This is a genomic window from Caulobacter sp. B11 (assembly GCF_002737765.1).
Lineage (GTDB): Bacteria > Pseudomonadota > Alphaproteobacteria > Caulobacterales > Caulobacteraceae > Caulobacter.
This window is the reverse complement of record NZ_PEGG01000135.1, coordinates 1-6,455: the sequence shown is the minus strand read 5'-3', so window position 1 is coordinate 6,455 and position 6,455 is coordinate 1. Positions and strand designations below refer to the sequence as shown.

General features: G+C 67.7%; 3 protein-coding genes and 3 pseudogenes. 4 read left to right on the top strand and 2 right to left on the bottom strand.

Annotation, left to right across the window (positions count from 1 at the left end; genetic code table 11):
• Positions 1-6 precede the first annotated feature (6 nt).
• Positions 7-1,706: pseudogene (locus CSW58_RS06925) on the bottom strand (phosphatidylglycerol lysyltransferase domain-containing protein).
• Between the two features lie 189 nt (positions 1,707-1,895).
• On the opposite strand from CSW58_RS06925, the gene CSW58_RS06920 reads away from it, so the two are divergent.
• From CSW58_RS06920 to CSW58_RS06905, 4 genes and pseudogenes are all read left to right on the top strand, one after another.
• Entirely contained in the window at positions 1,896-3,101 is a 1,206-nt protein-coding gene (locus CSW58_RS06920) for an acyl-CoA dehydrogenase family protein (RefSeq protein WP_099446791.1), read from the top strand.
• Positions 3,102-3,105: 4 nt separating this feature from the next.
• Positions 3,106-3,702, top strand: coding sequence for a 2-hydroxychromene-2-carboxylate isomerase (locus CSW58_RS06915; protein ID WP_236627695.1), 597 nt, complete (start codon positions 3,106-3,108; stop codon positions 3,700-3,702).
• Between the two features lie 2 nt (positions 3,703-3,704).
• Positions 3,705-4,844, top strand: a pseudogene (locus CSW58_RS06910) (acyl-CoA dehydrogenase family protein).
• A gap of 267 nt (positions 4,845-5,111) precedes the next feature.
• The gene (locus tag CSW58_RS06905; RefSeq protein WP_099446790.1) at positions 5,112-5,807 is read left to right on the top strand and encodes a Crp/Fnr family transcriptional regulator; all 696 of its coding nucleotides are present in this window, start codon (positions 5,112-5,114) and stop codon (positions 5,805-5,807) included.
• A 15-nt stretch (positions 5,808-5,822) separates the two neighbouring features.
• Here the strand turns inward: CSW58_RS06905 and CSW58_RS06900 are convergent.
• Positions 5,823-6,455, bottom strand: a pseudogene (locus CSW58_RS06900) (pyruvate kinase); the annotation flags it as partial.

The following is a 6,455-nucleotide window of genomic DNA, read 5'->3' as shown; positions in this document are numbered from 1 at the left end:
CCGTGATCACCCTGCTTCTGGCGGCCCACCTGCTGACCCTGCTGGGGATGCAGACCGGCGGCCCGCGCTACTAGGTCGCGGACGTTTGGTCAGGCCCGAGACGCCGCCGGACGACAACAGACCGATATCGGCGAGCAGAAACGGGATCGACCACTTGTGAGGCGCGGCAATGTAGCGCGGCTGCCAGACCGGATCGTACTTGTCCTTGTAGCGGCGGACGCCCTGGAAATTGTAGATGTCCTCGCCCCGCTCATAGAGCAGGCGGCCGACGCGCGACATGATCGGGGCCAGGGGCCGGTCATTGAGGCCGGCCAGGGGGCCATGCCGAACTCGAAGGCGCCATAGCCCTCGTCCCTGCCCCACTGCAAAAGCTCGACGAACAGATAGTCCATGACGTTCTTGGGGGCGTCGTCGGCGTAGCGCATCAGGTCCATCGAGAAGGCGGCCTTGTGCGCGGTCGGCCACAGGGTTGCGAAGGCGACGATCCGACCGGCCACCCGCACGACGGCGATTGGGAACTCGGCCACGTAGCGCGGTTCGAACCCGCCCATCGAAAAGGCCTTCTCGCCGCCCGAATGGTGAGCCAACCAGGCGTCGGAGATCACCTCCAGCTCGTCCATGATCGCCATCGCCGCGCCCGCCGGCAGCACCTCGAAGGCCGCGCCGCCCTCGTCGGCCCGCCGCCAGTTACGCCGCAGCACCTCGCGCCGGCGACCGGCCATCGAAAAGGCCGCCAGCGGCACGGCGGCGCTCTCGCCGGTCTTCTGGATGGCCAGGCCCAGGTCGACGCTGTCGGGCAGGTCGTCGGGGCCGAGGGCGTAGAAGCCGGCCCGCGCCGCGTGGGCGTCGGCCAGTTCGCGGAAGCGCCAGAACAGTTCGACCCGCTCGTCGCGACGGCCGACCGGCGGCCCCATGGCGATCCAGGAGCGCTTGCGCACCCCGAACATCAGGAAGCTCTCGCCCGAGGCCGAGAACAGGAAGCGCTTGTCGCCCAGCAGGGCCAGGTTCGACGATGTCTCCGCCGCCTCGGCCTTGGCCAGGATAGCGCGCACGCGATCAAAGTCGGGGTCGGTGTCGTCGACCACCGACGGCGTGGCGGGGGTGGCGATCAGGCGCCAGACGCCGATGCCGATCAGCAGTATGCCCGCAGCGGCCGAAGAGCGGATAGCCCGCGCCGCCTCCTTGTCGCCCATCATCTTGATCCACGACTGGTCGGCGTATTCGGTGTGGGTAAAGGTCCACCAGCCAGAGAGCGCGACCCCCACTAGGGCGGCGGCGGCCGACAGCAGCCAGCCCGGGGTGATCTCCATCCGCGACAGGGCGGCCTTGCGCGGAAAGGCCTCGTGGAAGGGCAAAATCAAAAAGAAAGCCGCGCTGAGCATGGCGGTCTCTTCCCAGTTCAGCCCCTTGAACACCGCCAGAACCGAGGCTGCGGCCAGACAGATCAAGGCCGCCCACCAGGCCGCGTCGAGCCGCGAGCGCAGGCCGAAGGCCAGCAGCAACAGCACCAGGCCAAGGATCGACGACAGGAAGTGGCTAAGCTCGATCAGGATGCTGGGCGCGACCGCCATCAGGATCGCGAAACGCGTCGGTTCAGACGGCGTCGCGCCGGACGCCAGCAGCAGGATGCCCGCCACGCCGGCGACGATCCCCGCCAGCGATGGCGCGACGGCCAGGGCGGCAGGCCTCAGTTCACGAGCAGACATCGAGACCCCTGATCGGCGAATCCGGAGACGGACACGTCATCGTCCCTCCCTATACACCGCTGACCGGCCCACGCCTTCCGTCTCATGGCGAACATATGTTTGAATCGACTTGCTCCCCGCGTCGGCTGGCGTAGTCTGCCGGCCAAAGCGGCGCAGCGCGTCAAATGATCGATCCAAGGGAGCAAGGCCATGGCGGACTTCGGGGCCAGCGAACTCGACACCTTCCGCGCCGAAACGCGGGCTTGGCTGGAAGCTAATTATCCGCCCTCGCTGCACGCGCCGATGGGCGAGGACGACGCGCCCTGGGGCGGCCGCAAGATGAAATGGGCCAATCCCGACGCCAAGCTGTGGCTGGACCGTATGGCTGAGCGCGGCTGGACGGCCCCCATGTGGCCCAAGGAATATGGCGGCGGCGGACTGTCCAAGGCTGAAAACAAGGTCCTCGAACAGGAACTGCGCCGCCTGAAGGCCCGGCCGGCCCTGATGAGCTTCGGCGTCTGGATGTTGGGCCCGGTGCTGCTGGAATACGCCACCGAAGAGCAGAAGCAGCGCTTCCTGCCGCAGATCGTGCGCGGCGAGACCCGCTGGTGCCAGGGCTATTCCGAGCCCGGCGCGGGCTCTGACCTGGCAAGCCTGCAGACCAAGTGCGAGGACAAGGGCGACCACTGGCTGATCAACGGCCAGAAGGTCTGGACCAGCTATGCCGACCAGGCCGACTGGATCTTCTGCCTGGTGCGCACCGACACGACCAAGAAGCATGAAGGCATTTCCTTCGTGCTGTTCGACATGACCTCGCCCGGCGTCGAGGCGCGGCCGATCAAGCTGATCAGCGGCTCCTCGCCGTTCTGCGAGACCTTCTTCGACAATGTGAAGGTTCCCAAGGAACAGCTGGTCGGCAAGGTCAACGGCGGCTGGGACATCGCCAAGCGCCTGTTGCAGTACGAACGCCAGAATATCAGCGCCAGCGGCTTCGGCGGCGGAGGCGGCCTGGATCTGGTCGAGACGGCCAAGAAGGAAATCGGCGTCGACGCCCAGGGCCGTATCGACGACGGCGACCTGCGCACCCGCATCGCCGCCCACCGCATGGACGCCCACGCCTTCATGCTGACCGTGCGCCGCGCCGAGGCCGAGTCCAAGACCGGCAACGGCCCCAGCGCCGCCGTGTCGATCATCAAGTACGCCGCCGCCAAGATGAACCAGGAGCGCACCGAGTTGCTGGTCGAGGCCCTGGGCCTGCAGGGCCTGGGCTGGGAAGGCCAGGGCTTCACCCACGATGAGCTGAACGCCATGCGAGCCATGCTGCGCGCCAAGGGCAACTCGATCGAGGGCGGCACCAGCGAGGTCAATCTCAACGTCGTCGCCAAGCGCGTGCTTGGGCTGCTGGATCACCAATAGTTCGATGATCGAGTTCTGGTACGACTTCGCCTCGACCTACTCCTACCCCGCGGCCATGCGCATCGAGCGCCTGGCCGAGGAGGCCGGGGTGGCGGTGGCGTGGCGGCCGTTCCTGCTGGGTCCGCTGTTGCATGGCCAGCAGGGCCTGACCGACAGCCCGTTCAACGCCTTCCCGGTCAAGGGCGCCTATATGTGGCGCGACATGGAACGGCTGTGCTCGGAAGAGGGCCTGCCGCTCGTCCATCCGACCAGCTTCCCACGCAACAGCCTGCTGGCGGCGCGGGTGGCGACGGCGGGTCTGGACGACGGCTGGACCCCGGCCTTCAGCCGCGCGGTCTATCAGGCCAATTTCGTCGATGACGCCGACATCGCCGACCCGGCCGTGCTGGCCCCGATCATCGCCAGCGTCGGCGCCGGGCCCGAGCACGTTCTGGCCGCCGCCAACAGCGACACGATCAAGACCCGCCTGAAGGACCATGTCGCGCGGCCTGTTCGGCGCGCCCAGCTTTCTCACCGAGGACGGCGAGCTCTTCTGGGCAATGACCGCTCGACAGGCCCTCGCCTGGGGCCGTCCATCACCGATCCACGGAGCACGACCTGACCATGGCCGTCCTGACACGAAGAACAGACCATGCTGCGCGACGCGCCAAGGGTTGGACCACCGACAGCGCCCCCGTGGCGGCCCCTGCGCAAGCTGCGCGACGGCAAGTCCGGCGCCAGCTTCGACGCCGCCGCCTGGAGCGAGATGGGCCAGATGGGCTGGGCCGGCGTGATCGTCCCCGAGGGCATGACGGCTCGGCCTTCGGCTATCTGGGCCTGGGCCTGGTGCTGGAAGAGACTGGCCGCACCCTGGTCGCCTCGCCCCTGCTCTCCACCGCCCTGATCGCCGCCTCGGGCCCTGACCCTGGGCGGAACCGACGCCCAGAAGGCCGCCTGGCTGTCGAAGATCGCGCTGGGCGAGATCGTCGCCACCCTGGCCATCGACGAAGGCTCGCACCACGCCCCCTTGAAGACCGCCCTGGCGGCCAAGGCGGACGGCGGCGGCTTCGTGCTGAACGGAACCAAGACCTTCGTGCTCGACGGCGACGCGGCCGACCTGCTGATCGTCGTGGCCCGCACCAGCGGCAGATCGGCGACAGCGACGGCCTGACCCTGTTCCTGGTCCCCGCCGACACGGCCGGGGTGAGCCGCGGCCACCTGGCCCTGGTCGACAGCCGCGGCGCCAGCCAGATCACCTTCGACGGCGTCAAGCTCGCGCGCCGACGCCGTGCTGGGCGAGGTCGGCAAGGGCTGGACCGTACTGGAGCCGACCCTGGACCGCGCCTATGCCGGCCTGGCCGCCGAGATGCTCGCACGGCCACCGCCGCCTTCGAGATCACGCTCGACTATCTGAAGACCCGCAGCCAGTTCGGCCAGCTGATCGGCACGTTCCAGGCCCTGCAGCATCGGGCCGCCAAGTGGTTCACCGATCTGGATCTGGAAACCACCCGCTCCTGCGTCGAGGCCGCCCTGGAAGCCGCCGACGCCGGCGGCGACACCCGCGCCCTGGCTTCCCTGGCCAAGGCCAAGGCCAGCGAAGTGCTGCACCTGGCTTCCAACGAGATGGTCCAGATGCACGGCGGCATCGGCATGACCGACGCTCACGACTCCGGCCTCTACATGAAGCGCGCTCGGGTCGCCGAAGCCCTGTTCGGCGGCGCGGCGTTCCACCGCGATCGCTATGCGCGGCTGAGCGGGTTCTGAAGAATCCTCAATACAGCGCCTTGCAATCCGGCGACGGTCATCGTCGGGCTGCAAGGCCCATTTCTGCGTTAGCCTGACCGCCACTCCCCCCGCGCCGAGCAGCGCGCTCGAAAACCTGTGGGAGGGATCAAATTCCCTGACACCGGGACGAGAATTACTCCCGCCACTATGTCGGATAGACGACAGCGCAAACTCAGATTACAACCTAAAGATCGCAGCCCAGGCGCGCTTGAGCGCTTGTTTCGTTAATACGAGGCTGTTGGACGCTTGAATAACCGCCTGTTGTCTGCGCTTCCGACTGAGGATTTTGGACACATATCGTCCAAAATCGCTCACGTTGAGCTCGAACGTGGTCACCTGATTTATGAACCGGGCGATCCAATCGAGTCGATTTACTTTCCGGATGCCGGCGCCATTTCGATGATGACGCTGATGCGGAACGGCACGGCGATCCACACGGCCATGATCGGACGCGAGGGCGCCTTGGGGCTGAATGCGGCCATCGGCCCGCGAGAATCGATGTCCCGGTCGGTTGTTCAGGTGTCGTGCGAGGCTTGGCGGATCTCGGCCAGTATCCTCAATGAGATCTATCAACACAGCGCCCCGTTGCGAGCGATGATCGACCGTCACAACGAAGCCCTGTTTGGCCATGCGATCCAGTCGGTGGCCTGCAACGCGCTGCACGCGGTCGAGGCGCGCTTCTGCCGCTGGCTGCTGTCCTGTGATGACCTTATCGACGACAAGACCATCCATGTGACCCAGGAATTCCTGGCCGACATGCTGGGCGTCCAGCGCACCACCGTGACGGCGGTGGCCAGGGCCCTGTGGGGCCGACGGCTGATCCGTTACAGTCGCGGCGTCATCTACCTGCTCGACAGGCCGGGTCTGGAGGCTCTGGCCTGCGAATGTTATGACTCCGTGCGCCAGGGCTACAAACGGCTGCTGCCCGCCCCGCTGAGCTGAACGTCGCGGTGCGGATCAACGCCGCCGGGTCGGGAACGGCGCATGGGCCAGGCGCAACAGATTGGCCGCGCCGGGCGCGCCGAACGGCGTGCCGGCCACGATCAGCAGGCGCTGGCCCGGCAGGACCAATTCCAGCGCGACAGCCTTGGCGACGGCGTCGGTGGTGACCACCTCCAGGCTGTCGGGCTGGGCGCTGACCCGAGGCTCGACGCCCCAGACCAGACACAGGCGGCGAACCGCGTCGATCTCCGGCGATAGGGCCAGCACCGGCTGCAGCGGCCGCTCGCGGGCCAGGCGGCGGGCCGTGGCCCCGGTGGTGGTGAGGCCACCAGGCAGGCGCTGGAGCCCGAGCGCGCCGCGCCGGCGGCGGCGACCACCAGCACATCGGCGTCGGCGTCGTCATGCGGCTGCTCGGCGTGCATCAGCTCCGGCCAGCGCGGATCGCGCTCCACCCGCTCGATGATGCGGTTCATCATCGCCACCGATTCCTCGGGATAGTCGCCGGCGGCGGACTCGGCCGACAGCATCACCGCGTCGGCCCCCCTCATAGACGGCGTTGGCCACATCGGAGGCCTCGGCCCGGTTGGGTGGGCGAGCTGGTCATGGATTCCAGCATCTGGGTGGCGACGATCACCGGAATGCCGCGCT

Coding starts and splice junctions, on each gene's coding strand:
- CSW58_RS06920 (WP_099446791.1), top strand. CDS start 1,896: ATGGCGGACTTCGGGGCCAGCGAACTCGACACCTTCCGCGCCGAAACG.
- CSW58_RS06915 (WP_236627695.1), top strand. CDS start 3,106: ATGATCGAGTTCTGGTACGACTTCGCCTCGACCTACTCCTACCCCGCG.